Origin of the sequence: Bradyrhizobium quebecense (assembly GCF_013373795.3) — a bacterium.
Taxonomy (GTDB): domain Bacteria; phylum Pseudomonadota; class Alphaproteobacteria; order Rhizobiales; family Xanthobacteraceae; genus Bradyrhizobium; species Bradyrhizobium quebecense.
The window spans coordinates 2,456,372-2,479,956 of sequence record NZ_CP088022.1 but is presented as its reverse complement, the minus strand read 5'-3'; the positions used below and the strand labels follow the sequence as shown (position 1 = coordinate 2,479,956).

Below are 23,585 nucleotides of genomic sequence, written 5' to 3'. Positions count from 1 at the left end.
TTTGGTGGTACCACGCGCTCGGAAATGTTTTGTCTTGTCCCTGGGCCTGCTCCCGCTAGAATTGTGCTGATACGATCGTTCTTCGAACAATTGCAAGGGTACATTAATGCCGCTCGACCTCGGCCCATCTCGCATCAAAATTAGTGCGGCACGCGACAATATCGCTCGCTTTAAGGAAAAGACGAATCCGCTCTCCAAGGAATTTTATGAGATCTTGACTATCGAGATGTGGACATCGATCAACACGCGGACAATCGACCTGAACTATCAGCCCAAAGAGGCCATTTCCGAAAGGCTCGCGAGCATCGTCGGCGACGCACTAGGAAATCTTCGGAGCGCCCTCGACTTCGCGGCGGTTCGCATTGTCGAGCCCGGTACGAAAGTTTATTTCCCGGTCGCCCCTCGAAAAGACCTTGCTAGCCACACCAGCATAGCGCCGATAGACGCGAAACTGTCCGGCTTCAAAGATTTGCTTTTAGGGGAGATAAGGCCAGAAGGTGGCGCGAACGAGCCGCTATGGGATCTTCTCGGCAAAGCCAACAACGATAACAAGCATTCCGATTTCATCCCAACCGTCGCGATGGTGATGGTGAAAAATATCAACATTAAGCAGGGCACCAACACACTCAAGAATTGCAGTGTGGAAGGGAACGCCGCGTCTCCAATTAGACTAGTCAGGTCACTCTCTCACATTGAATATAGCTCCGACTGCAGTGCAATTGTGGACACAAAATTCGGACCCGGGACGTCGGTGCCGAACGCGGCTGTAGTAGAGACTCTGGATCGAGCCGTCTCTATGGTCGATGACGCCTTAACCAAAGTCGGTAAGTTGGCGAACGGCTAGGTTAGACACTTTGCCAAGAGCCACCGCCCGAGCTGGAGCGGCGCCCGTAGCGCTCCCGCGGAGGCGGCGCGCCGGCCGGCCGGCCGATCGAAGCGAATGCGCATCAGCGGCACTAACCGGCTGCGGTCGTCGCAGATGCGATCTCGCCGATAAAAAGGTAAGTATGGATCACTGCAAGCCGAGCTTCTTGCTCGGATACATCAACATGCACACCTTTGCACGTCTTGTCGTAGATCGCGTCCAACCGGGCCGCCAGATGCTCTAGGCCTGCGGTTACGACTGCTTGCGAACTATCTCGATGCGTAAGGTCGGCCAAATACGCCAATAGGCGGTTCTTGTATTGCTCCTGCCCCACTTTGCGAGCCTTTCCGCTCGCGTCCTTCCAATCCTCCGTCGTAGCTGGATAGAGCGAGTCGGCCACCGTCATCAGCAGACGCCGACAGGTCGTGAGAGCGGCCGTGCGAGACTCCGTAGAGTTGTCGGCCATCCGTTCGTTGATTGCAATCAGCTGTTCAGCCGCCTTAGGACAGTACGCCCGCACGAAATTGTCGACGTCGCGCCGCGCCGTCTCGAATATGTCTTGCGCGACATCTCCCAATTCTATGGCCAGGAACGCATCGGTGGCGTAGCTATGAATCGAAGATTTAACTGAGCTCAAAAGAGCTCTGTCATGGCGATATCCGTTTATCAGGGACTGCTCGATTTTACGTTGTCCAGCCAGAAAGTCTCCGGTGGCCCGGGCGACCAGGTAGTTTTCCATAGGCTGATTACTTTGCATGAGACTGCCCATGGTGCGCAGCCGAGCATCGCCGGTTCGGCAGCGAGCGTCCATCTCCGGTAGGCTCGTGGTGTAATATTTGTCGTCCGAGGTAATTCGGCCCCCACCTCGCACGTACTTCTCACAGGTACCGAGGCTAGAAAAGACGAACCCAGAGGGATATCCTGTCATTTCAAATTCCAGCCATCGCTGGGCATCGGCATCCCGCATGAGGCGAGCCAGGCGCTTAGCTTTCATAAGCGTGCCCTCTACCTCTCCCGTTCCGCCTTCCAAGTCGTCAAGCAGTGTCGAGGCGACACGTTTCAACTCGGCCAATTTATCTGACATAATATGTCTCGCGGATCGGAACGGGAATCTTGCCAAGTAATCAGTTCACGCCTGGACTGCAAGACCTTGCAGTGCCCAACCCTAGATCGTACACAACTAGGCCGAGGCCGTTCCGGTCTAGAAGATATGCTCTAGACACTCTGCCATGACCCGCCACCCGAGCTACGGCCCCGATCACGGTAACGTTCGCGCGGCGACGCTGCGCCGGCCGGCTGATCGTAATGAATGCACATTAGCCCAAAGCCATCAGCGCCGTGCGAACTCCAATCGTGATTTGGCCCGAGCCCGATGTTACGCTCATCGTTTGATTTCTTCTCATGGTACCAGCCGAGCGCGTCGCGGCCCGGCTCAGTGGTGTCAGCATTGAAGAATAACCGCGGGAAAAGCCGCCGGCCGGTCTCAATGCGCGCCGAGGCCGCGCCGGCGCCCTGGTTCGGGATCACCAGCACGTCAAACCCGGCTTCCCGGATCGCGCTTTCATAGGACGTCGCGAAAACCTTGTCCCCATGCGCGCCGTCGTGCGGCAAGATCACCCAGGCGTTGCCGTACCCGCGGGAGCGCATCCAGTCGATATGGACCGATAACGGCTGGCCCTGCGCCTCGTAGTAGTCCAGGACGTTGATTTTCTGCCCGACGAATTGAGCAATCCAGATCGCCACAGCGTCGGCGCGCGCGCCGGTCCCGCCGATGTCGAAATAGGCCCGCGTCTGCATGAGCGGGTCGCGCGGGACGAACGTAATCCGGCCCTGCTCTTTCGCCTCGAGCAGCCCTTTGGCGTAGTACGCGCCCTCGACCACAGTCCGGAAACCACCGTTCCAGACCCAATCGTATTGATCGGGCCGGTTTTTCTGGTCATCAAGCCGCGTGGTGTTGAGGATCTTCGGGAAGAACGGGTTATCCCGCCAGTTCAACTCAATGATTTTCGAGCCATCAGGCGGGTTTTCGCGGAAACGCTTGTGCGTCGCGCTCTTCTTGCGATCGGGATTCCAGGTGACCCAGATTTCGGCGCCCTCTTCGCGCACGGTCGGAATGGTGACGGTCCAAGCGTTGTCCGAGACCGGTTCGGCCTCATCGACCCAAAGCAGCAGGATCTTCGCTTTGGACTTGATGCTGTCCAGATTGTGCCGAAGGCCGGCGAACACGAAATAAATCCGCCGACATTTGGTCCGGATGTAGGTCTCACCGACATCGAAGAAGGCAGCAAGGAACGGCTCAGAAGCGATCGCGGCCTTCACCTCCGCGAACGAGCTGTCAGCCAGCGAATTCATGAACTCGCGACCGCAAAGAATGATGCCTTCGCGGCCTTCCGTTGCCCACATCATCGCGCGCACGGCCGCCATCTTTGCAAACGAGCGCGTTTTCGCCGAGCCGCGGCCACCATAGGCGCCGCGGTACATGGCCTCGCCGGTGAATACAGGAACGAGCTTGGGAGGCAGGAGGATTTGAGCCGCGGTCATGCGAAACGTTTATGAAACGTCAGAGGAAACGTTTCAGTCCGACAGAACCCAGAGGCAAAGCGCGATGAACGCCAGCCCCGGGCACTCGTTGAGGAAGCACAACAACGCCATAAACAGCATCACGCGCCCTCCAGGAACGCCACGCGGCGCTCGCGGATCTCTTCCCGCGCGCCAGGCGTCGGCATCGGAGACGGAGACGGCGCCGCGATCGGCGCTGCTGCGGGCGGCGGCTCGCGGCCTTCCATCATCGCGCGGAGCCTCGCCTTGTCGGCACGGGCGAGAGACCAGCCCCCGGCGCCCCATTCGGTGTGGACCACGATCCCGACTTTCTCGAGCGCGGCGCGCACTTTCACCATCTGCACGTCGATCAGCTTCATTTCCGGCTTGTCGCACTCAGGCCGAGCGCCAAAGAGCACCGTGAACATCGCCTCGCGGCCGGCAACGGCACGCTTGAGCATGAAGCCGACCATTTCGCATTGCTGCGGTGTGGCATCGAGCACCGTCAACAGCCGCGAAACGTCGTCGTTGCCGACGCCTAGCAGCGCCTCAAGCTCTTGTACGCGATCCTGCAACTGTTGTTCGGTAGAACTCAAATCATCCCCCTTATGTCAGTCCGCCGGAAACTGCCGGCTCAGCGTCACCCAAAAAAGTAGATGGCCGCCACAGCGGCACCGATCAGGATCAGGTAAGCCCAGATAAGGCACCCGCCGGCATGAGGCCCAACGTTCATCAGCCTTCCCCTATGTTCGAGGGGAACGGCGCCGCGACCAGCTCAATGCGGCTGATTTCCTGCTTAATCGGTCCGCCATCCGCGCCGGTGACTTCCGTGGTCAGCTTGTCGCCGTACTTCTTCGGAGACATGCGAGCCATCAGCCATTTTCGGGTATCGACCTTGAGCCGAGACCGGGCGACGAATTCAGCGTTGACCTTGACGGACCCGTCCTCGCCCTCGATCACATCACCGCTGGCATCGTCCGAGATTTGAAGGATTTCTTCCTCCATGACCGTCGAACGAGCGTCTATCGCGCGCGCGTATTGCTCCACAAAGGCCTTGTCCTTGGAAAGCCAGAGGAAAACGGTAGAGAGGCCGGGCATTTCCTCATCCCGGCAGATCGAGCGCAGACTTTCGCCCTCAGCCATGCGAGCACAGATCAGAGTGGCCAGTTCCGGATTGAAGTCAGTAGGACGTCCCATAGGGTCTTACTCGCCCCCAAGGTTGTTGGCGTACTGGCCCATGATGGATTTGAACTCATCGGTTTGAGCCGCGATCGTGTTGGCTACCGCTCCGACACCCGTTGCAACGGTCTGACGTTGGTCCGCCAGGTTCGAGCGCAGGATTTCGAGCTGCGCCGCGTGGATCTGGCCCATCAATTTGACGTGCTCGTCCATCATGGCTTTGACGGTTTGGCCTACGGATGCGGGATTGCTCGCGCTCATGGCGGCTTGTTCCTGTGGTGCGGCCGGCGAAGCTACCGGCGCGGGTTTGTCGGGGATCAGCGAGACCGGCGGCAGCTTGATCGCGTTTCGGATCGCGGCCTCTATTTCGTTGTCCGAGGCCGAGGCGTCGACCGCCGCGGTATAGGCACCCCACGAAAGCAGGATGCGACCGGCCTCAAGCCGCATTGTCAGCGTCTCGATGCCAGGAATGTCCGACATGCGGACCTTCAAATCAGCGATGCTCATGTCTCTAGCAATCTCCCGGCTGCGTTAATGCGCCTAGCGAAAAGCAAACGGTTTTAAGATTTCTCGGGATAACTCACGCTGCGACTACCTCGAGCCGGCGACCATCTGGCGCTAACCCGTACTTCGCGAGCAGTTCGGCGGATGCACGACAGCCCGGGAGATCCGGCGACGGTCCAGCGTGGCGCGACCAGAACCCATTTTTGGCGAACATCCTCACGGCGTCCTCGATCGGCATTTCATGCGCGGCCTCGCCGCCGATCGTTTGGAGCGCAAAGACCGCTGCATGATCCGACCAGCGCTGTTGATTGAGCCAGGTGCAGGCTTGCGGAATGAACCGCGTTCCGACGTTGCCGCGCGCCTGCTCATCGTTTGCCAGCTTGCGGGCCGCAGCGATTAGCATCGCCGGGTCTAGCCCGGTTTTCACCAGCGAGTTGAACCGGGTTTCCGCCGGCTTGCGCGGGTTCGGACCATCCCGGCGAGGATAGGCCTGCCAGAACTCATCGAAGCGCGAGGGCTCAGAGCTGCGCTTGGCCGCTATCGCTTCCTCAAGGTCGATTTGCTTTGGCTCGCTCGCCGAGCGGTCGACAGACCGAGAGCTTTGTTCTGTTCTGCTCTGCTCTGTTCTGTTCTGGGGCGTTACAGAAACGTTTCCACCGCCGTTACCTGAAACGTTTCCGGCAACGTTCCCCGGCGCATCGAATGCCGCGGCCTCTTCCGCCTCTCGTTTTAGCCTTTCGCGATGCTCGCGAACGCGGACCGTCGAGCTATCGGACTTGTACTGCCGACCCTCCCAATTGTGTGGAGCATAGGCGCCGGGCTCTGTCTCATCGAGCAAGCCGGCGGCGCACAGCTGGCGCACCGACGCCCCGGCATCATCGTCCGACATGCGCAGCGCGAACGCGATATCAGCGACCGGCGGCAACCTGCCCTTGTTCCGTGAAGCCAGGCATAGGAACGCCACCCAGCGCCAGCGCATCGCCTCCGGAAGCCGCATCACCTTGGGATCGTTGATGACGTCCCCATACATCCGAAACCAAGGATTGCTCACCCGGCCGCCCCTTCCCGTGTCATGTTGAACAGCGTGCAGCCGAGGCTTTCCCCGACCCTGACCGGCACGCATGCAATTCGATTTCGAGCCGCCATCTGGTCGGCAAGCTCGCGCGAGGCCCAGACAGTGCCGCACGCACCCATCAGCGGCCGATAGACGTTGACCCAGACAGTTTCAGGCGCAGCCGCGGTCATCAGCGCCCCGCGTCGCGCAGGGCCGCGAGTCGGTTCGCCACGTAGCTTTCGGGCTTGTCGACCGATCGGGCGATGTGCGCCGTGTCGAATTGCTTCTGCGCCCACATCGACAGAATGCGATCATCGAGCGCCGCGACCACGTCAGCAGGCGCAAACAGTCTGTTTTTGACAATGGTCACTCGTCTAGCCTTTCGCGCAGTTCAAAGAAGCCCTTGGCTTCCGGATGGATTTGGAGGAACCAGCGCGCAAGCGGCGCAGTCCAATGATCGTTGCAGCGGAAAGCGCGATTGCCGCGCTCAATCCGTTCATGCCAGCGGATCCGATGCAGGATCGCGTCCGCCGAATATCGGTCATAGCCAACGTTGCGGACCTCGAGCGCCAGGCGCTCGAATTGGGTGCAGACGTCGAGTGGCACGCCTTCCGGATAGAACGGTGAACGCGCCATCAGCTCGAGTAAGGGCTCATCACTCAAGCGGCAGGCCCCCGCGTCAGACGCAGCCGGCCGCGGCCCTTGCCGGCGGGATTGTAGAACTCGACCAGACCGACAGCGGCGAGCGCGTTCCAGGTCGATCGCATGAACGGCGCAAGCTCGCCGGCGGCGAGCAGCACGCCGTTTCGGTCAAAGCAGCCATCCCCGTTGCGTTCGGAGAGCCAGCGGAGCGCTTCGCGTTGGGAGTGGGTAAGCTGCGGTCTCAATTGCAATACTCCAGCTCTTCGCGGAGCGACCGCACGAGATCGGCAGTTTCGACGTCAAAGCAGTTCGGGTGCTTCGGATCCTCGCCGAGCAGGCGCCGAATTTTCCAGACCGCATGCAAGACCGTTGTGTGATCCTTGCCCCCGAACCGACGCCCGATTTCCGGCGTGCTCCGACCGGTCAACACCTTCGCGAGATACATCGCGACTTGCCGAGCGTGGACCAATGGAGCGTTGCGGCGCTCGCCGAGGAATTCCGCCAGCGTCATCCCGACGCGATCGCAGACAGCAACCTGGATATCCCGGATAGTCAGCGGCTTGACCAACGTCGCGCCCTCGATGGAAAACCAGGGCTCTTTCATCGGCGGGAAGTTCAGCGGCGCAGCCGCGGCCACCGGCGCAGCGTGGATCGGCGCGGGCTTGACCGGTGCAGGCCTCGGGCGCGCCGCCTCGAGAGCTGCCCGGAGCTTGGATGCCGCGAGTTCAGCGGCCCTTGTCTCGATCGAAGCCCGAAACGCTGCGCGCCGACGATGGGCGCGCAATGCCGTTTCAGTTGGTTGGTAAGCCGGGGCGGCTGCGCTCATTTAGCCCCCGTTCTGGCGAACCAAAGCCTTAGCCTGCACCACAGGATCCGATGCAGCGCCGCACGCCGCCTCGGTGATCGCAATTTCATGCTTGAGCATCCTCAATTGACGTTGGCACTCGGCCTGGTAGGCCGCCTTGAGGCGCATGTACGCGGTAACGCCGATGTCCTTGAGCTGAGATCGCCGATAGCGAAGCCGCCACAGAACCCCGTATTCCACCCCGTACTCACGCTCTATCGAACGCATCGCGCGCTCGGTGTCTCCAGGACCTCGAACACGCATTTTCGTAAGGTCTCTCGACCACTTGACCGCTTCATCCAGATACGCAGACCGCGGCATTTGCTTTCGCCTCCAAAACAATTTGCACACTTGCAAAAGGCGTCATGTTGCACTTCCGGCATGACGAACCCGGACAACGAGAACGACCCCTTCCCCTTCCAGCAGCTCGCGGTTTTCGCCGCGCGCGTGCTAGCTCCCCAGAACCAAAAGCAGAGCGACGACGTTGAGCGCGATCGAAGCGAGCCACGTCCCGACGAACAGAAGGCCGAACAGCACCGCGCCCACGTCGATCAGAGCTTGCGCCGCATTGCCGCGTTTGAACGACGCGCTCGTGGGTTGAAACGTTGGTGAAACGTTGCGCATCAGGCGGCGTCCCGCGCTACGGGAACGGCGGGCCGCTCAACCAAATCGGGCCAAGCAACGCCAGGCGCCCAATTCCGCGAGAACCAGTGCAAGATTTCGTCGTACTTGCGGACGGTGAAGCTGCGACCGCTATCGTGCATCTGCGAGAAGAACCGGCTGTCATTGACGACAATCCGGCCCAGGGTCGTAAGCTTGATATTTCGCTGCCTCGCGTATGCATCGGCACACGCCAACAGCTTTTTTTTGCAAACTTGTTCGAATGATTGCTGCATCACCCAAACAGGATAGTGGAATAAATCCTACTCTACAAGGGGATTTAGTGGGATTGTTTCCATTTGGAAAATCCTACCCTAAGTGGGATAATTTCCACATGAAGGACAAGGACTTAAAACCTGATATGCGTGCGCGGATGGCAGCTAGGCTCGCCGAGCTGGACCGTTCGCCGATCACGGCCGCGGCAAATGTTGGGCTCGAACGCACCTACATTCGCGACTTCATCAACGGGAAAAAGGCATCCATTCGCTCGGATAAGCACGAGCAAGTTGCCCGCGCCCTTGATTGGACGGTCGCGGACCTTTTGGGCGCGGGAACTTCGCCAATCAAGGTCACGCCAGGGTTTACGGCCGCCTTCGCCGAGCCGTCCCCGAGCACCTTTGTTCCCGGCAATCAGCTCGTTGGGGTTCGCGATTTCCCGATCTACGCCGCCGCACACGGTGGCGAAGGCTTCATGATTGTTCATACCGACGTGATGGAATGGGTAAAGCGGCCGGTGATCCTGGAGGGCGTTCCGGATAGCTACGGCGTTCTTGTTGTGGGCGAATCTATGGTACCGGCCTATCGGCCCGGCGATATGGCGCTAGTGCACCCTCGCCGACCACCCGAGCGGGACACAGACGTTATCCTGTACGATCACGATCCACGCACCGGCGACGCAAAATCGATGATCAAGCGTCTTGTAGGGTTCAATGATCGCAGCCTTAAACTCGAGCAATACAATCCGGCCAAGACGTTCTCGGAACATCGTGCGGATTGGCCGATCTGCCATCAGGTGGTGGGGATGTATAAGGGGCGACGCTAGGCCATACCCGTGACAACGTTTTTTGCGATAGTGTCTGATTAGAGGTTGGCGAGTACCCTTCGATCATGACCATGCATGTGAACCTGGACTGGCGGAAAGCAGGTGACATCGGCCTGTACACCGTCCCTATGGCGGCGCGCATTCTCCATGAAGAAGGGGGCCGCATTCGATCTTGGATCAACGGCGTCGGGAACAGCGATGCTCCGCCTATCATTCACCGTCAATTGCCTATGATTGGCGGCAAGACGGTGCTCGGCTTCCTCGATTTAATCGAAGCGCGATTCATAAAGCACTTCAAGGATCTCAGACTTTCCTCGCAGACGATCCGGAAAATCGCGGAGCGGCTGCGCGAGAGGCACGACACGGACCACCCTTTCGCGACCAACAAGGCTTTTCGGACGGATGGCAAAACGATCTTGATGGAAATCGCCGAGGAAGAAGAAAAGAAGATTTTGAACCTGCTCAACGACAACTTCGAAATGGAAGCCGTTGTTGAGCCCTCACTTTTCGACAGCATTCTTTATGCCGATGATCTCGCCTATCGCTGGCACCCGAGCCCAGTTCAACATCCGCGTGTCGTGCTCGATCCCAACTTCGCTTTCGGGCGTCCCGTGCTGGAAGGCATCTGGATCCCGACCGACACACTGATGGCAGCTTACAGCGCTGAGGGTGAGAGTGCTGCCGTTGCGGAGGATTTCGAGATTGCCGAGGAAGACGTTCTTGAAGCCGTTGCCTATGAGGGGAGCTTAGCCGCTTCACCGCCAATTGAAAATAAAACTGGATGAGTGCATCGCTAACCGTGTCGCTCAAGCGATAATTGCCTTCACCGGCAATCGAGAGGGATACGAGGTCTCTTATATCAGGCACGGAGATGGCTCGCCTGATCCTGATTGGATTCGTAAGTTTGCGGAGGACGGCGGTACTGCGATAGTTTCGGGCGATCACAATATCCTGCAGCATTGGCCGAACTTGGTTGCGTACACTGAATCCGGCCTGGTCTCATTTTTTCCGCCGAAAGAGTACGAACACCTGAAAGGTTTCGGTCGCGCTGCCTTCCTGATCCGCTGGTGGCCGGCTATCATCGAAAAGCTGAAGCTGTCTCAATCAGGTGATCGTTGGCGCCTCCCAATGAATTGGACGGCGATCGAGCATTCGAAGATGGTCGGTATTAAGGATCCCCGCGTTGATGACACTCCGGCGCCTCCCGACATCGCCAAGATGACACAGGATGAACTTGATCTATCACCGCACGCGCCCGCTTCACCCGAATAGATCGTCTGGCACCTGACCAAAGATACGAATGATCTTCGCGTCTTCGAAGTCGCCGGTTGACAGGTCACCCGTTCGACTGAACGCAATGGCCCCGCCCCTCCTTGCCAAGCTTTCGGCCGGCGGATCGCAGCCAATTCGCTCTGGGCCTGCTGCGGCAGGCCGGCGACAAGATGGCCACCCTTTGTCAGCTCAAACGGCTGAGCTACGTAATACGTCGTTGTACTCATAACGACTGCACTCCCCTTTTTGGTTTGGAAGATCGTGCCCCGTCGATAAGAACAAATCAAGAACTTCTAGAGGGGGCTTTTTTCCACTTTCCTATTATATAGTGGGATTTCTTCCACTATCTTGTTTCCCATCAGCACGGGGAAACGCCGATGTCCTACTACTCACCGAACCCACACTTTGCGCCCGACGATTTCAGCGCCGATCGCGAAAAGCTCGAGCGCGTCGAGGCCGAAGCCGGTTGGTATTTCAATTCCGCGACCAAGCAGCAGCAGGCCCGTTTCACGGACCGCATGTCCGCCGCATTTGCCTACAGGGGCTCGCCGCGCTGGGAGCGCGAGCGCGAAGCCGCCCAGAAGGAATTCACCGAAACCACCGCCGGCGCTTCCGCGCTATGCGCCGAGACCGTGCGCGAGCTGATGGAGACCGGCGAGGTTTCGGAAGCCCTCTCCTATCGCTGGGATGAGCTGGCGGTTGCCGGCGCAATGGCACAGGCCGCGGAGTAACCCTCATGAAACACTTTCGTTTTGACGTCCGCTGCATCGACGGTCGGCTTTTCCAGCACATCGCGCAACACGATGATCCCGATTTCGAGCGCGACATCGGCCGTTGCGAAGAATGCGAGGGTGCCGGCTGCGAACGCCTGCACCGCGAAGCCGCCGAGAAGAAGGTAGGCGACAAGATCGTATGCACCCACGTTTTCCCGCCGATCCCGGATCGCCGTTACGATTGGTGCGCGACGCGCGACAGCGACGAGCCCGACGACAACGGGCACATGTTCCAGGGTTTCGGCCGCACCGCGCAGGATGCAATTGACGATCTTGTGGCCGTCATCGAGGACGCGCGGGGCTGACATGATCCAGTTTCTTCGCCGTCACGGCTGCGACGCATCCGATATCCGCGACTTGTTCGTGATCGCCGCTTTCATCGGCGCCCTGTGCGTTTGGGCTGCGATCGGAGCCGGCGCGTGAACAACTCTCAAGGCCACGCCCTCGAGGTCGGCACGCTCGCGATGTTCGATCGCTTGCCCACGCCGGCCAGGCGAGCAATCGCCGGCGCCCGGTTCGATTGGGCGCTTGGCGAATGGCTGTCCGACTGGACGGCCGGAAAGATCAGTGCCCGCGGCCTCGCCGTGAAAATTCAGGCCGTCGACAAGGTGGCATCCGCTTCAGAGCGCGCCGCGACGTGGGGGCCCGATTACCCGATTTTGAAAGGTGAGCTTCCGTAATGGCAATCACGTTTGGCGACCGCCTCATTGACGCGGGTTACCACGACATCACCCCGGAGCAAGAGCGGGAGATTGACGACGCTCGGCACGCCGCCGAGGCCAACGCCGCCCGCAACAAGCGGATTGAAGGTTACGCCTCATGGCTCGCCGACGACGTGGACGGCCTGATTAGCGCCGTCGCGCCGCGCGACGCCGCGCCCTGCCAGCACTCGACCGCCATTCTCGCCGAGGCCCGCGCCGCTGTTGCGCTCGCCTTGTCGAAGATCGACCTCGCCATTGCGAGGGACAAAGAAGCCCACAGCCAGGAGGCCGCATAATGTCTGCCGAACCGCTCCCCGCCGACAACATCAAGCCGCTTGCGACGCGCCGCCCGCGCGCCGTGGCGACCGTCACCCAGCCTATGGACATTGTTCGCGCCGCGCTGGAGACCGGCAACGTCGAAATGTACCGCGAGGCCGTCGCGCTCGCGAAGGAAATGGATGCTCTCGCCGCCCGCAAGGCGTTTGACGTGGCAATGGCCGAGGCGAAGGCCGAAATCCCGGTTATCAGGAAGAACCGCCGGGTTGGGTTCGAGAGCCGCAAGGCCGGCGCCGCGCGCACCGACTACGCGCATGAGGATCTTGCCGAGATCGCCCGCACCGTCGACCCGATCTTGGGCCGGTTCGGCCTCTCGTATCGCTTCCGCGTTTCGTCCAAGCTCAACGAGCCGGTTTCGGTGACATGCGTCCTATCGCACCGTGATGGGCATTTTGAGGAAACGACGCTGCACGCCGGCCGCGATGAGAGCGGCAACAAGAACCACATCCAGGGCGTCGGCTCGACCGTCACTTATTTGCAGCGCTACACGCTCAAGGCCGCGCTTGGCCTCGCGGCCGCCGAGGATGACGACGGCCACGCCAGCGACCGGCCGGCCGAGGAAGCCGCATACACGCCGCCGGCCGGATCGATCACCCAGGACCAGGCGGACTACATCCGCGAAGCGCTGGAAGAGAAGGGCGCGAGCGTAACGGCGTTTCTCGGATGGGCCGCGAGCAAGGGCCATTTGAACGGCCGTCAGCGGAAAATCGAGGAACTGCCCGCCGCCAGCTATCCCGCCTGCATCAACGCCATTGCGAATTTCAAGAAGGCCTGACCCATGAACGCGATCGTAACCCTCGACAGCATTTTGGAGCCGTCACAGGCCATCACCCCCGCCGCCCTGTTCGGCACCGGGCAGATTGAAACCATCGTTTCGGCGATCGAGAGCCAGGTACGCGCCGAGGCCTACGACATCGCCACGCCGGAAGGCCGCGAGCGCATCAAGTCGGTTGCGTACAAGATTGCCCGGTCAAAAACGACGCTGGACGAGATCGGCAAGGAGCACGTTGCCGAGATCAAGGCGCAGTCCGCCGCCATCGACAAGGAGCGCAAGACGCTTCGCGATCGGCTCGACGCCCTCAAGGAGGAAGTGCGCAAGCCGGTCACCGATTGGGAGGAAGCCGAGGCGAACCGCACCAACGGCCACGAAAGCGCGATTGTCGCCGTGATCGAGGCCGCGCGTCAGGCGTCCGGCAAGCCGGCAAGCCTCATCCGTGAACTGGTTGTGATCGTTGAAGGCTACTCCGCGCGCGACTGGCAGGAATTCAAGGAACGTGCGGACGCGGCCATTGCCGAGGCGCTGGCGACGCTCAACCAGGCGCTCGCCGCCGCTGCGAAGGTGGAGGCCGAGCGCGCCGAACTGGAAGCGCTGCGCGCCGAGGCCGAAGCCCTGCGCGCCGAGAAGGCCGCCCGCGAGGTTGCCGAGGCCGAGGAACGCCGCCTTGTCGAGCAGCGTGCCGCGGCCGAGCGAGAGGCCGCAGCCGCGATCGAACGCGAGAAGGCCCGCGCCGAGCAGGCGAAGCGCGACCAGGAGGCCGCCGTTGCCCGCGCCGTCGAGCAGGAGCGCGAGCGCGCCGAAAGGGCCCGCATCGAGGCCGAGCAGCGCGCCGAGCGCGAGAAGGCCGAGGCGATCGAGGCCTTGCACCGCCGGCAAGAGCAGGAAGTCGCAGCCGCCGCAGCGAAGAAGGCCGCCGAGGAAGCCGCCGAGCGCAGGCGCCAGGAAAACACCCGGCACCGGAACAAGGTCCACGCGCAGATCGCGGCCGACTTCATGGGCAACGCGCACCCGATGAACCCCGTCACCCAGGAAGTCGCCGACATCCTGATTGACCTCATCACCCGCGGCAAAATCCGCAATCTCTCAATCACCTACTGAGGCCGCCCCGTGCAGATTATCAACGTCGAGCAGAATTCCCCCGAGTGGTTCGAAACGCGCCGCGGCATCCCGACCGCCTCGCAATTCAAGTCGATCCTTGCCAAGGGCGAAGGCAAGACCCGCCGCAGCTACATGCTGAAACTCGCCGGCGAGATCATCAGCGGCGAGAAGATGGAGAGCTTCTCCAACGACTACACCGAGCGCGGGCACGAATTCGAGCCGATCTTGCGCGACCTCTATTGCTTTGAGACCGGCGCGCAGCTCGAGCGCGTCGGGTTCATCCGAAACGGCCGCGTCGGTTGCTCGCCGGATAGCCTGATCGGCCCCGATGGCGGCTTGGAGATTAAGAGCCAGTCCCCGCACCTGTTGATTGAAACGATCCTCAAGGACGAATTCCCGCCCGAGCACAAGGCCCAGGTGCAGGGAACGCTCTGGGTCACCGGCCGCCAATGGTGGGACATCGCCGTAGGCTACAAGGGCATGCCGCTGTTCCGGAAGCGCGCGTTCCGGGACGAAAAATACATCCAGAGCCTCGCAACCGAAGTCGACCGGTTCAACGCCGAGCTTGACGCGGTGGTGGCGCAGATCCGCCGGCATGGCGAGGCCGTCGCAGCATGAGCGGCCGCGCCCTTCTTGTCCTCTCGTCCCGCCAGATCCGGGAGAAGGCCATTGACTGGATCATGCGCCTTCCCCCGGGAACGCGCGTCGAGTTCAAGGAGCCGCAGCGCACGCTTGAGCAGAACGACCGCATGTGGGCGATGCTGACCGACATCGCCCGCCAATGCACCCTCAACGGCCGCCGCTGGTCGACTGATCAGTGGAAGGTGATTTTCCTGCATGAGCTGGGCCGCGAAGCGCAATTCATCCCGTCGCTGACGGGCAGCTTCATTCCCTACGGGCAGTCCAGCTCTGACCTCGGCGTCAAGGAAATGTCCGACCTCATCGAAAGCATGTTCGCCTACGGCGCCGAGAACGGCGTTCGCTGGAGCGATCCGAAATTGCAGGAGAACGCCGCTTGACCGACACCGGGCAACTGACGTTCACGACGCTGGGCGGCGAAACCGTCACCGTGAAGAAGCGCGGCAAGCACTACATCCAGCCGCGTGGCTATATCCAGCGGCCAGGCACCGGCCCGGCCGGCGAGACGTGCGGCACCTGCGAGCACATCACCAAGAGCCGCCATTTCGCCAAATGCGAGCTTTCGCGCGGTCGCTGGACCCGGGGCCGCGGCACCGACATTTTGGTGAAGGCGCCGGCTTGTCGCCGCTGGGAGGCCGCGAGCGAATGAGCCGCACAGTCGCCGAGTGGATCGGAAAGACCGACGACAGCCGGCCGCCGCCGCATGTCCGACTGCGCATTTTCGAGCGCCACGGCGGCCGCTGCCACTTTTCAGACCGCCGCATCATGCCGGGCGACCATTGGGACGTCGACCACGTTAAGGCGCTCATCAATGGTGGCGAGAACCGCGAAAGCAATATGGCGCCGATCCTGCGCGGGAAGCCGCACAAGGAGAAAACGGCCCAGGACGTCGCCGAGAAATCCCGGAATTACCGGAAGCGCGCAAAGCACGTCGGCGCGCTGCCGCCGTCGCGCCAGAAGATCCAGAGCCGCGGTTTCGCGAAGGCGCCGGCCAAGTGCACGGCATCATCACCAATCGAAAAATGGAGGGGTTTCTAGAGTATGGGCGACATCCTCAGCGACAGCATAAGGACAGCGCGCAAGGCTTGCCCGTGCGATCAGTGCCACCGTCAAATCAAGATCGGCGAGCGCTACCGGCGCCAGGTCCACACATTCGATGGGCTTTGCACCTATCGAGCACATGAGGATTGCGACGCCGCCTCGCAGGAGCTGCACAAGCTCGCGGACCTCTATCCGGACGAGGGATATTGCCTCGCCGAGTACGCCGACGAGGACAAGGCCTTTTTGGTGGAGAAGTACCCGGCGGTTGCCGCTCGTTTCTGGCCCGAGGTGGCAGTATGAAGCGCGTTGCGCCGGCCGAGATCGGCGACGAGACCCCGATCACGCTGCGGGAAGCCTGCGAACTGGCTTTCCGTGGCATCATAACAGAGGCCAGCTTGCGCGCCGAGCACGCCCGCGGGATGCTTGAAATCTTCCGGGTTGGCAAGCAAGACTTTACTACCCTCCGTTTTGTCCGGGAAATGCAGGAAAGAAAATGCCGCGCCCAAAGTCCGGCCCTCGCCTCTGGCTCGACCCCGAGCGCGAAACCTTCACCGTCATCGACGGCCGAAAAACAGTCCGCACGGGCTGCGGCAAGAGCGAGCTTCAAGCAGCTCAAGACTTCCTCGCGGCGTACCTCGCAGCTAACCACAGCATAGCCGCCGGCAGCGATCCGCTCATTGCGGACATGCTCAAGGTCTATTCCGACGAGTGGTTGACCGGCAAACCGTCCGCCGCGTCCGTGGCGGCCGATATGGTCAACCTTGAGGAATGGTGGGGCGGCAAGCCAGCGAGCGCCATCACCCCGGAGAACTGCAAGCTCTACATTGCACACCGCAGCGCACCGACCATATGCCGGCGGGAAATCGGGATGCTGCACGCAGCGGCGATCTATTGGCACAAGAAGAGCGGCAAGGGCCCGCTCCGAGCGCTCCCGATCGTTGCGAAGCCGCCGACGCCACAGAAGCGAACGCGCTGGCTCACCAGGTCGGAGGCCGCCCAATTCCTCTGGCATGGCGTCCGGCGGCTCAATCCCGGACAGCGCAAGCGCCTGTTCCGGTTTTTCATCATCGGGTGGTACACAGGAACCCGCCACACGGCCATAGGCCGCACGTCCTGGAAGATGGCGGACCTGGAAACCGGCATCATGCAGAGGCGCCCTGACGGCCTCGCGGAGACGAAGAAGCGGACGCCGCCAGTACGGGCCGGTCGGCGGCTTTTATCGCACCTGCGCCGCTGGCGCCGGCTCGATGGGCCCAAGGCAAAGTACATCATGGAATACGGCGGCCGGCCGGTCCTCGACCACGGCGAAGGCTGGCGCGCCGCTCGCAAACTGGCCGGGCTATCGAAGGACGTCACCCCGCACACCTTGCGGCACTCCCGGGCCACCCACATGATGCGCCAGCGCGTCGACCCGTGGCAGGCCGCCCGATCCCTTGGAATGAGCCTTGAAATGCTCCAAACGACCTATGGGCACCACCATCCGGACTGGCAATCCGACGCTGCAGAAGCTAAGTGAAGGCGGCCAAAAACCGGGTAGACTTACCATAGGTTTACCCGTGGAAATCTAAGGGCTTGCGATGTAACGGGAATTGGACAACCCCGTCCAAATCAGTATGTTGCAGCCCGAAATCGCCGCCACGGCCGAGGGGCTGCCGGTCCGGTTTGCGCCCCCGCTTCTCAAATTCAGGAAAACACCTTTGAAAGTCATCGCCAGTTCCATCCGCAAGGGCAACATCATCGAGCAGGATGGCAAGCTCTATGTGGTCCTCTCCGCCGAAAACATTCATCCCGGCAAGGGCACCCCCGTCAGCCAGATCGAAATGCGCCGCATCGGCGACGGCGTGAAGGTGTCGGAGCGCTACAAGACCACCGACCAGGTCGAGAAGGCCACCGTCGAGGATCATAACTACAACTACCTCTATGAGGACGCCGACGGCTTCCACTTCATGAACAACGACAACTACGATCAGGTCCAGGTCTCCAAGGAGATCGTCGGTTCGTCTGCGCCGTATTTGCAGGAGAACATGACCGTGAAGCTGTCGATGCACGAGGGCAATCCAGTCGCGATCCAGCTGCCCCAGCGCGTGACGCTCGAAGTGGTCGAGACCGAGCCCGTCACCAAGGGCCAGACCGCCTCGTCGTCGTACAAGCCCGCGATGCTGTCCAACGGCATCCGCACTGGCGTGCCGCCGCACGTTTCCACCGGCACGCGCATCGTCGTGATGACCGAGGACGGCTCCTACGTTGAACGCGCCAAGGATTGAGCGGCCAAGGATTGAGGGGCCAGGCGCGGTGACGGTTGCAATAAAGCATCATCGCGCATCAGGTTGTTGTTTAACCTCAAACTTTCCGGAAAACTGCTACACACTTTTCCGGAACTTGCTCTAATCTCTCGCGATCAGACATGACCCGGGGAGTGCAGTGAACAGGAAGGTCGTCAGCTTCTTCAGTTGCTGGCTGGCAGCCCTGCTCTTGCCTCCTCCCGGCGCTCATGCCGACGAATTCCGGACGCCTTCGATCTCGGCCATGCGGGTCGAATGGCGCTCGGCGCTCGACCAGCTCCGGCAAGAGATCACCACCCGCCCGGCCATCGCCGCCAGCTTCACATTCGCCGGACAGCGCCGCGTTCCCGCCACCGATCCGCGCGCGACGCCCGCGCTGGTGCAGCTGAACGCAGCGACATCGCCGCTCTTCCCCGGCATTGCGCGCAGTCCGATCCCGGTGCTGCTGCCTTTCGACCCCGCAAGCTATCTCGACGCACGACAGAGCGGCGCACCGGACAGCCTGCCGGTCGCACGCTACCAGGCCGACTTCCGCGCGGCCGATGTCTTCCATGCCGGCGCGTCCGGCTATGACGCGGTGTTCTCGCTCGACCCGGGCGCCGGCGACGGCATGCCGCCGCGGACCTTTGCCAAACCGGTCGAGGTCCAGATCTCGGGCTCGATCCTGGTCTACGACCTCGCCGACCGGCTCGGCGGCAAGGGCGAGCCGGTCAAGACGCTGGCCGCGCAGTTTCCGGACCTGCGCCGCTTCATCCGCGAAGGCTACTTGCGCTACGCTTTCACCCGCTTCGGGATTCCCTATGTCGTCTCGATCCAGTGCCTCGACAGCGCGCCGCGGCCGAAGCGGCTCGCCTGCCGCGAGGCCTATCCGGTGGCCGAGCGGTTCCTGAAGGCGTTGCGCATCGCCGGCGGGCAACCGTCGCGACCGCGCAGCGACATCGCCTCCGACCTCGCCGAGCGGCCGATCGCGCAATCGGCGGACTTCACCTACCGCCCGAGCGGCGACATCGTCCCGGGCAGCGGCAGACGCAAGCAGCAGGGCGGCCACGCCGACTTCACGGTCTACTCGCAGATCCGCTTTCCGCTTGAGAAAGCGCCGGCCTTCGCGCACTCGCAATCCTTCGCAAGGCGCAAGGCGGGCGCGACCGTCGACGAGTATCCCTGGCAGGACAATTTCTGCGAGGCGCGCAGCTTCGAGGTCGGCCAATGCGCCAGCGGCTACGGCCATCAGGGCCAGGATATCAGGCCGGGCGCGTGTCCGGCCGACAGCAAGGACGGTTGCGATCCCAGACAGCAGGCGGTCGTCGCGGTGCGCGACAGTATCGTGATCCGCTCGACGCAGCAGCAGGCCGCGACATTGCAGGTCAACACAAGCACCGAGCACGTCCGTTTCCGCTACATGCACATGAACCCGTCCGTGATGGATGCCGACGGCCTGCTCAACGGACGCCGCCTCAGCGAGGGCGAGAAGATCGGCGTGGTCTCGAACTATCTCGACCATCCCAACGGCACGTCACGGCATCTGCATTTCGACGTGCAGTTGTTCACGCGCGACGGCTGGCTCTGGGTCAATCCCTACACCACGCTGGTGTCGGCCTATGAGCGGCTGATCCGCGGTCGCGGCCGCGAGATCGGACCGGAGCCCGGACCTGCGGCCGCGGTGGCGCACGCACTGCCCGACGACGTCGTGCATCGCATCGACACCCAGGAAGGCGGCGGCAATTAGGGCGAGCGACGCGGACACCGGTTCGAGGCGCACGGCCAAAATATCGAAAACAACCCCATGCAAAGTAGCCGGCGGCTGCCGTCATCAGGCACGACAACTTGACACGTCGGGCAAATCAGCGGCATTATTCCATTATTCCGAAATCGTGCAAACGCCGTTCGCCCTTGGGGCCATGGCGCTCCGTGCCACATCGGTCGCGTCATTGCGCGGATTGGGAAGCTGCACCGTGTTCCGATAGGCCGCCTATTTCTTCCAGGGCGCATCGCCGCGTGCGGCGGCATCCGCGAAGATGCCCTGCTCGTAGTCGATGAAAGCGCGGACCATTGCGCGATAGGCGGCTTCCGCAACCTTGGGCGACAGTCTGTCCGCTTCCGCAAGCGCCATCGCCTTCTTCACCACCGCCTCGGCGCGTTCCGGCGCTTCGACCTGCGCGGGGTTGGCCTTGAAGCGGGCGGCCTCATGGACGTAGCGGCCGCGCTCGGCCATCAGGCGCACGATCTCGCGGTCGAGCCGGTCGATATTGCTGCGCACCTCGCCAAGCGTCTTGCAGCAGGCGCCGTGGTCGACGGTGGGACTGCCCCACAACGCCGGCGCATTGGTCACAGGCTCCTCTGCCCACGCCACCGCAGGAACCAGAAGCGTCAACAGAACCACCGGCAATCGCATCGAACGGCTCCCAGTCAGCGAGCACCACGGGCGATTGTTAAGCTGATTTTACGCGCGGATGGAAGCCAGGATGGCGATGGAACCGAATTCCATCGCGAACCTGATTGATGCGATCAACCGATCTCCATTCCAGCCAACACCTCACTGACCTTCTTCTGGGCGTCCGGGGGCAATGGCAGGATCGGACGCGGAGGCTCGGCCGCGCAGGTCCCCCTGAGGTTGGCGATCGCGTAGGCGACCCGCAGGCTCGAAAATGTCTTGAACAGCTGCCAGACCGGTTGCAGACGCGCATCAAGCTGCCGTGCCCGGGCCGCATCTCCACTTTCCACGGCACGGACGATGTCAACGCAGACCTTGGGGAGAATTCCCGCGAGAACGCTGTACCAGGTCTCGCCACCCGCGAGCAGCGCTTCGGTGCAGTTCCAGTCGGCGCTGTAACCCAACGAGAAGACGCTCGGCACGACAGCCCGCAATTCGGCAATGTGGCCCGGCACCGTCGAAGCATCCAACGCCGGGCTTTTCACGGCGATGATCCCTTCCAGGCAACTGAGGCGACCGACCAGGGCCGGCGTGAATCGAAAATGCGTCGTGCCCGGATTGTCGTAGATGCAGATCGGCAATCCACTTTCACGCGCCACCGTTTGAAAGTGCTCGAAGACCTCATCATCGGTCAGCGGCGTATAGGACACCGGCGCCAGCAGGCCTGCCGCCGCGCCAGCATCCCGCGCATCCTGCGCAAGCTTCACCGCATCATCGGTGCGCAGCGCGCCGACACCGACCAGGATCGGCGTCTTGCCACCTGCCAGGGCGGCAGCCACCTGCACGGCACGCCGCCGCTCATCGCGGCTGAAATACGGATATGAGCCGGTGCTTCCGAGCAGCCCGATCGAATCCACCTTCGCCGCAATTAAGGGCTCCAGCAATGCGCGAAGCGCTCCCGCATCGACCTCCCCATCTCGATTCGAGGGCGTGATCGGGAAGGCGGAAAGCCCATTGAGATTGACCATCGGTTGCTCCTGTTCGGTGACCGCCGCGCGAGCGGGGAAATCGCATTGCGGTCGTCACCGCCGCGCCATCAATCACCGCGCCCAATTCCGCTTGCAAGGTCCAGTTTGCTGCGGACTTCACAGCAAACTGGTCCAATGCTTGAGGACGCGCGCGACCTGCGGAATTGGGCCGGCGTCGATCGGAATTGCCGGCGGCTATTCCAGCATCGTGGTCAGCTGCGCGCCTTCGTCCGCGACGAACACCGCGATCAGTTCCGCCGGCTCCGTGGTGCTGGCATTGGCCGAGACCATGTGGGTCTCGACCGGTCCGCCGCCGAGCTGGGAGCGGATCTCGCCCTTGGTGATGTAGGCCGTCACCGAGCCGGAATGGCGATGCGGCGGCGTGAAGCCGCCGGGCCCGTAGAATACGCGCACCACCGTGACGCGCTTGCCTGGCACGTTGGGCAACGCATGCGAGGTGATGATTTCGACCTTGTCGAGCGGCGATGCCGCATTGGCGCGCGCGCAGAGCGGCGCGATCACCGCGGAGATCGCATCCATCGGGGTCGGCAGCGCCTTGCCGATCACGAAGGCGCAGGCCAGTCCCGCGACCACGGCCAGCGAAACCGGCCGCGGCGGCCGCGCGAATGGAAGAGAGGGTGTCATCGTCATCGAGCTCATCGTTCGTCTCCCCTGGTCAGTTGCCGTTTCTTCGGTCTCGGCGTTACGAAGCCGCTGCGTCCGCCTTCTGCCGACGCGGCGGCGGGGTCCAGCGATAGGCGGCGCCGAACCGGTTCCAGACATTGATCGATGCGATCGCCGAAGTCAGATAGGTCAGCTCCTGCTCGGAGAATTCAGCGGTGACCGCGGCATAGATTTCGTCGCTGACGCCGTTCGGCATGGTCGTCAGCGCTTCGGTCCAGGCCAGCGCCGCGCGCTCGCGCGCCGAGAACTGCGGCGCCTCGCGCCACACCACGACGAGGTTCAGCTTGTCTGTGGGCACGCCGAGGCTCTCGCCTTGCAGGATGTGATACTGCACGCAGAAGGCGCAGCCGTTGATCTGCGAGGCGCGCAGCTTGACGAGCTCCAGCAGCTGCTTGTCGAGGCCAGCCTTGGCGGCAAACTGCCCGAGCGCGCGGACGGCGGCGAACACGTCAGGGGCGAGCTTCTCGAAGTCGGTGTATTCCTTACGGGCATGTGACATTGGCCTGGCCTCATGTTATCAGTGTACTGACATATTATCAGAGCTCTGATATTGGACAAGACGCGGACATTGGCGGCGGCAACATGGCGGGAATGCAGAAACGCGGGAAATCAGCTGCCGCCGAGCGGCGGCCGACGGGGAAACGGGCGACTGGCAAGGTTGCGATCGGGCCGGGATCGGCCGCAGACACCGTACTCGCCTCCCCGATCCCGCCGCCCGGCGAAGGCAAGCGCGGCGAACGGGGCTATCTCGCCTATCTGCTGCGCCAGGCGCATGCGGCCTCGCGGCTGTCGATGGAGCGCGCGCTCGCGCAGCTCGGCGTCACCTCGCCGCAATTCGTGGTGCTCACCATGCTGAAGGCCTATCCGGGCCTCTCGGGCGCCGATCTGGCGCGGGTGGCATTGCTGACGCCGCAGACCGTCAGCGTAATCATCCGCAACCTCGAGCGCGACGGCGCGATCCGCAAAACGCCGCACCCCGTCCACGGCCGGGTGCTGCAATGGACGCTGACCAGCCATGGAACCGCGCTGCTGGAGAAATGCCGCCATATCGCACAGGCCCAGGAGCGCCGGCTCGCCGCCAGCCTCGATGGCAAGTCAGAGCAAATTGTCCGGCAATGGCTGTCAAAAATCGCCACAGATTTGCAGGATACCTAGAGCATGCCCCGGAAAAGTGGGAACCGGTTTTCCAAAAAGGGCATGCTCAAATAATGCTCCTGCGGCGGCGTGGCTTTTGGCTCACCCGATCGGCGCCGC

At 62.1% G+C, this 23,585-nt stretch carries 36 protein-coding genes and 1 pseudogene; 19 read left to right on the top strand and 18 right to left on the bottom strand.

Annotated features, from left to right (window positions below; all coding sequences use genetic code 11):
* Positions 1 to 106: 106 nt before the first annotated feature.
* Entirely contained in the window at positions 107 to 844 is a 738-nt protein-coding gene (locus HU230_RS11680) for a hypothetical protein (RefSeq protein ID WP_176531544.1), read from the top strand.
* Between the two features lie 112 nt (positions 845 to 956).
* On the opposite strand, the gene HU230_RS11675 is transcribed toward HU230_RS11680, so the two are convergent.
* The 13 genes and pseudogenes from HU230_RS11675 to HU230_RS11615 all read right to left on the bottom strand — a co-directional run bounded on the left by HU230_RS11675 (position 957) and on the right by HU230_RS11615 (position 8,250).
* Positions 957 to 1,949, bottom strand: a complete 993-nt coding sequence (locus tag HU230_RS11675; protein ID WP_176531545.1) for an AbiTii domain-containing protein — start codon at positions 1,947 to 1,949, stop codon at positions 957 to 959.
* Between the two features lie 131 nt (positions 1,950 to 2,080).
* Complete coding sequence (locus HU230_RS11670; protein ID WP_176531546.1) at positions 2,081 to 3,406, bottom strand: PBSX family phage terminase large subunit; 1,326 nt, start codon at positions 3,404 to 3,406, stop codon at positions 2,081 to 2,083.
* A gap of 119 nt (positions 3,407 to 3,525) precedes the next feature.
* The gene (locus tag HU230_RS11665; RefSeq protein WP_176531547.1) at positions 3,526 to 3,999 is read right to left on the bottom strand and encodes a hypothetical protein; all 474 of its coding nucleotides are present in this window, start codon (positions 3,997 to 3,999) and stop codon (positions 3,526 to 3,528) included.
* Between the two features lie 136 nt (positions 4,000 to 4,135).
* Positions 4,136 to 4,546 (bottom strand): terminase small subunit-like protein, encoded by a 411-nt coding sequence (locus tag HU230_RS11660; protein WP_210284240.1) that lies wholly within the window; start codon positions 4,544 to 4,546, stop codon positions 4,136 to 4,138.
* 60 nt (positions 4,547 to 4,606) lie between these two features.
* Positions 4,607 to 5,089 (bottom strand): hypothetical protein, encoded by a 483-nt coding sequence (locus HU230_RS11655; protein WP_176531549.1) that lies wholly within the window; start codon positions 5,087 to 5,089, stop codon positions 4,607 to 4,609.
* Positions 5,090 to 5,162: 73 nt separating this feature from the next.
* Complete coding sequence (locus HU230_RS11650; RefSeq protein ID WP_176531550.1) at positions 5,163 to 6,137, bottom strand: hypothetical protein; 975 nt, start codon at positions 6,135 to 6,137, stop codon at positions 5,163 to 5,165.
* Positions 6,134 to 6,331: a hypothetical protein gene (locus tag HU230_RS11645; RefSeq protein WP_176531551.1), complete on the bottom strand. Its 198-nt coding sequence runs from the start codon at positions 6,329 to 6,331 to the stop codon at positions 6,134 to 6,136. Before HU230_RS11645 ends, HU230_RS11650 begins: the two co-directional genes overlap by 4 nt.
* Complete coding sequence (locus tag HU230_RS11640) at positions 6,331 to 6,510, bottom strand: hypothetical protein (protein WP_176531552.1); 180 nt, start codon at positions 6,508 to 6,510, stop codon at positions 6,331 to 6,333. Before HU230_RS11640 ends, HU230_RS11645 begins: the two co-directional genes overlap by 1 nt.
* A complete protein-coding gene (locus HU230_RS11635; protein WP_176531553.1) occupies positions 6,507 to 6,746 on the bottom strand; it encodes a hypothetical protein in 240 nt (79 codons plus the stop codon). Before HU230_RS11635 ends, HU230_RS11640 begins: the two co-directional genes overlap by 4 nt.
* A gap of 53 nt (positions 6,747 to 6,799) precedes the next feature.
* The gene (locus HU230_RS11630; RefSeq protein WP_176531554.1) at positions 6,800 to 7,027 is read right to left on the bottom strand and encodes a hypothetical protein; all 228 of its coding nucleotides are present in this window, start codon (positions 7,025 to 7,027) and stop codon (positions 6,800 to 6,802) included.
* A pseudogene (locus tag HU230_RS11625) lies at positions 7,024 to 7,344 on the bottom strand (helix-turn-helix domain-containing protein); the annotation flags it as partial. The pseudogene HU230_RS11625 and the gene HU230_RS11630, both read right to left, overlap by 4 nt.
* 264 nt (positions 7,345 to 7,608) lie before the next feature.
* Positions 7,609 to 7,947 (bottom strand): hypothetical protein, encoded by a 339-nt coding sequence (locus tag HU230_RS11620; RefSeq protein ID WP_176531556.1) that lies wholly within the window; start codon positions 7,945 to 7,947, stop codon positions 7,609 to 7,611.
* 129 nt (positions 7,948 to 8,076) lie between these two features.
* Positions 8,077 to 8,250 (bottom strand): hypothetical protein, encoded by a 174-nt coding sequence (locus HU230_RS11615; protein ID WP_176531557.1) that lies wholly within the window; start codon positions 8,248 to 8,250, stop codon positions 8,077 to 8,079.
* A gap of 86 nt (positions 8,251 to 8,336) precedes the next feature.
* Here HU230_RS11615 and HU230_RS11610 point away from each other — a divergent pair, with 86 nt between their 5' ends.
* The 5 genes from HU230_RS11610 (at position 8,337) to HU230_RS11585 (ending at position 11,331) form a co-directional block, all read left to right on the top strand.
* Complete coding sequence (locus tag HU230_RS11610; protein WP_176531558.1) at positions 8,337 to 8,513, top strand: hypothetical protein; 177 nt, start codon at positions 8,337 to 8,339, stop codon at positions 8,511 to 8,513.
* A 107-nt stretch (positions 8,514 to 8,620) separates the two neighbouring features.
* Complete coding sequence (locus tag HU230_RS11605; RefSeq protein ID WP_176531559.1) at positions 8,621 to 9,328, top strand: S24 family peptidase; 708 nt, start codon at positions 8,621 to 8,623, stop codon at positions 9,326 to 9,328.
* A gap of 65 nt (positions 9,329 to 9,393) precedes the next feature.
* Positions 9,394 to 10,113, top strand: coding sequence for a DUF433 domain-containing protein (locus HU230_RS11600; protein ID WP_176531560.1), 720 nt, complete (start codon positions 9,394 to 9,396; stop codon positions 10,111 to 10,113).
* Positions 10,094 to 10,600 carry a PIN-like domain-containing protein gene (locus tag HU230_RS11595; RefSeq protein ID WP_176531561.1) on the top strand — a complete coding sequence of 169 codons (507 nt, stop codon included), beginning with the start codon at positions 10,094 to 10,096 and terminating at the stop codon, positions 10,598 to 10,600. Before HU230_RS11600 ends, HU230_RS11595 begins: the two co-directional genes overlap by 20 nt.
* A 377-nt stretch (positions 10,601 to 10,977) precedes the next feature.
* A complete protein-coding gene (locus tag HU230_RS11585; RefSeq protein ID WP_176531563.1) occupies positions 10,978 to 11,331 on the top strand; it encodes a hypothetical protein in 354 nt (117 codons plus the stop codon).
* Here HU230_RS11585 and HU230_RS11580 read toward each other — a convergent pair.
* The gene (locus tag HU230_RS11580) at positions 11,277 to 11,681 is read right to left on the bottom strand and encodes a hypothetical protein (protein WP_176531564.1); all 405 of its coding nucleotides are present in this window, start codon (positions 11,679 to 11,681) and stop codon (positions 11,277 to 11,279) included. The genes HU230_RS11585 and HU230_RS11580 overlap by 55 nt on opposite strands.
* Before the next feature lie 111 nt (positions 11,682 to 11,792).
* On the opposite strand from HU230_RS11580, the gene HU230_RS11575 reads away from it, so the two are divergent.
* From HU230_RS11575 to HU230_RS11520, 12 genes are all read left to right on the top strand, one after another.
* Entirely contained in the window at positions 11,793 to 12,053 is a 261-nt protein-coding gene (locus HU230_RS11575; protein ID WP_176531565.1) for a hypothetical protein, read from the top strand.
* Positions 12,053 to 12,370: a hypothetical protein gene (locus HU230_RS11570; RefSeq protein WP_176531566.1), complete on the top strand. Its 318-nt coding sequence runs from the start codon at positions 12,053 to 12,055 to the stop codon at positions 12,368 to 12,370. Before HU230_RS11575 ends, HU230_RS11570 begins: the two co-directional genes overlap by 1 nt.
* Complete coding sequence (locus tag HU230_RS11565) at positions 12,370 to 13,185, top strand: ERF family protein (RefSeq protein WP_176531567.1); 816 nt, start codon at positions 12,370 to 12,372, stop codon at positions 13,183 to 13,185. Before HU230_RS11570 ends, HU230_RS11565 begins: the two co-directional genes overlap by 1 nt.
* 3 nt (positions 13,186 to 13,188) lie before the next feature.
* Positions 13,189 to 14,286 carry a coiled-coil domain-containing protein gene (locus HU230_RS11560; protein WP_176531568.1) on the top strand — a complete coding sequence of 366 codons (1,098 nt, stop codon included), beginning with the start codon at positions 13,189 to 13,191 and terminating at the stop codon, positions 14,284 to 14,286.
* 9 nt (positions 14,287 to 14,295) lie between these two features.
* Positions 14,296 to 14,904 carry a lambda exonuclease family protein gene (locus HU230_RS11555; RefSeq protein ID WP_176531569.1) on the top strand — a complete coding sequence of 203 codons (609 nt, stop codon included), beginning with the start codon at positions 14,296 to 14,298 and terminating at the stop codon, positions 14,902 to 14,904.
* Entirely contained in the window at positions 14,901 to 15,305 is a 405-nt protein-coding gene (locus tag HU230_RS11550; protein ID WP_176531570.1) for a recombination protein NinB, read from the top strand. Before HU230_RS11555 ends, HU230_RS11550 begins: the two co-directional genes overlap by 4 nt.
* Positions 15,302 to 15,574, top strand: coding sequence for a hypothetical protein (locus HU230_RS11545; protein WP_176531571.1), 273 nt, complete (start codon positions 15,302 to 15,304; stop codon positions 15,572 to 15,574). The genes HU230_RS11550 and HU230_RS11545 overlap by 4 nt, the downstream gene beginning before the upstream one ends.
* On the top strand, positions 15,571 to 15,963 hold the full coding sequence (locus HU230_RS11540) for an HNH endonuclease (RefSeq protein ID WP_176531572.1): 393 nt from the start codon (positions 15,571 to 15,573) through the stop codon (positions 15,961 to 15,963). The genes HU230_RS11545 and HU230_RS11540 overlap by 4 nt, the downstream gene beginning before the upstream one ends.
* A gap of 3 nt (positions 15,964 to 15,966) precedes the next feature.
* On the top strand, positions 15,967 to 16,266 hold the full coding sequence (locus HU230_RS11535; protein WP_176531573.1) for a hypothetical protein: 300 nt from the start codon (positions 15,967 to 15,969) through the stop codon (positions 16,264 to 16,266).
* A gap of 193 nt (positions 16,267 to 16,459) precedes the next feature.
* Positions 16,460 to 17,482, top strand: coding sequence for a tyrosine-type recombinase/integrase (locus HU230_RS11530; RefSeq protein WP_176531574.1), 1,023 nt, complete (start codon positions 16,460 to 16,462; stop codon positions 17,480 to 17,482).
* Between the two features lie 181 nt (positions 17,483 to 17,663).
* Positions 17,664 to 18,230 carry an elongation factor P gene (gene efp / locus HU230_RS11525; protein ID WP_173643398.1) on the top strand — a complete coding sequence of 189 codons (567 nt, stop codon included), beginning with the start codon at positions 17,664 to 17,666 and terminating at the stop codon, positions 18,228 to 18,230.
* 157 nt (positions 18,231 to 18,387) lie between these two features.
* Positions 18,388 to 19,974, top strand: coding sequence for a M23 family peptidase (locus HU230_RS11520; RefSeq protein ID WP_176531575.1), 1,587 nt, complete (start codon positions 18,388 to 18,390; stop codon positions 19,972 to 19,974).
* Between the two features lie 243 nt (positions 19,975 to 20,217).
* Here HU230_RS11520 and HU230_RS11515 read toward each other — a convergent pair whose 3' ends face one another.
* The 4 genes from HU230_RS11515 to HU230_RS11500 form a co-directional block, all read right to left on the bottom strand.
* Positions 20,218 to 20,640 (bottom strand): chorismate mutase, encoded by a 423-nt coding sequence (locus HU230_RS11515; protein WP_176531576.1) that lies wholly within the window; start codon positions 20,638 to 20,640, stop codon positions 20,218 to 20,220.
* Positions 20,641 to 20,753: 113 nt separating this feature from the next.
* Positions 20,754 to 21,647 (bottom strand): dihydrodipicolinate synthase family protein, encoded by an 894-nt coding sequence (locus HU230_RS11510; protein WP_176531577.1) that lies wholly within the window; start codon positions 21,645 to 21,647, stop codon positions 20,754 to 20,756.
* 195 nt (positions 21,648 to 21,842) lie between these two features.
* Positions 21,843 to 22,307 (bottom strand): cupin domain-containing protein, encoded by a 465-nt coding sequence (locus tag HU230_RS11505; RefSeq protein WP_176531578.1) that lies wholly within the window; start codon positions 22,305 to 22,307, stop codon positions 21,843 to 21,845.
* A 43-nt stretch (positions 22,308 to 22,350) separates the two neighbouring features.
* On the bottom strand, positions 22,351 to 22,830 hold the full coding sequence (locus HU230_RS11500; protein WP_176531579.1) for a carboxymuconolactone decarboxylase family protein: 480 nt from the start codon (positions 22,828 to 22,830) through the stop codon (positions 22,351 to 22,353).
* Positions 22,831 to 22,913: 83 nt separating this feature from the next.
* Between HU230_RS11500 and HU230_RS11495 the strand changes: the two genes are divergently transcribed.
* Complete coding sequence (locus HU230_RS11495) at positions 22,914 to 23,486, top strand: MarR family winged helix-turn-helix transcriptional regulator (protein ID WP_176531580.1); 573 nt, start codon at positions 22,914 to 22,916, stop codon at positions 23,484 to 23,486.
* Positions 23,487 to 23,585: the final 99 nt, after the last annotated feature.